This window comes from Microbacterium karelineae (assembly GCF_009745985.1).
Lineage (GTDB): Bacteria > Actinomycetota > Actinomycetes > Actinomycetales > Microbacteriaceae > Microbacterium > Microbacterium karelineae.
The window spans coordinates 1-609 of the sequence record NZ_WFIX01000007.1; the positions used below are offsets into that span (position 1 = coordinate 1).

Annotated in this window: 1 protein-coding gene; it reads right to left on the reverse strand. The window is 43.3% G+C overall.

Annotated elements, in window-relative coordinates; genetic code table 11:
* The coding region (locus GB932_RS21700; RefSeq protein ID WP_197517164.1) for a 4Fe-4S binding protein at positions 1 to 582 on the reverse strand (582 nt) is incomplete at its 3' end.
* Between the last annotated feature and the right edge of the window lie 27 nt (positions 583 to 609).

A 609-nucleotide genomic window follows, 5' to 3' on the forward strand; every position in this document is an offset into this window, starting at 1 on the left:
TACCGGACATACAGTTTCACATGGAGCGTGGTTACAGTGCTGACACATTACTGGCTGGAAGATTACATCCGGGTTGTCTGCAGGGTGGTTTAATGCACCTCCTTCTTTGTTGAATGCAGTACCGTATAATTCTGGTACAGCCATTCCTTCTTTCAATCCTTCGTATACTTCTACCGTTTGTCTTGAAGAATAGTAACGGTCAATTCTTAACCAGTACATATCTCTGGACATTCTTACTTCTTCTTTCCCTACTACAGGAACGTTGTTTTCTGCCTGACAAGCAATAATACATGCTCCACAACCAGTACAAGAGTTCAGGTCGATAGATAAGTTGAAGTGAGGACCATCTGTATCATCAAAAGCATCCCAAAGGTCGATTTTTCTCGCTGGAAGTGCTCCGCTGATCGTGTGGTATTCCAAAGGTTTGTTCCATCCTTTGTGTTCATCATCGAAAGCTACGTTGATGAAATCTGCCAAAGGAACTTCCTTCGCGATTTCATAACGACCCATTAATGTATTTTGAAGCTGGATACCTGCGAACTCGTGATCTTCCAGCCAGTAATGTGTCAGCACTGTAACCACGCTCCATGTGAAACTGTATGTCCGGTA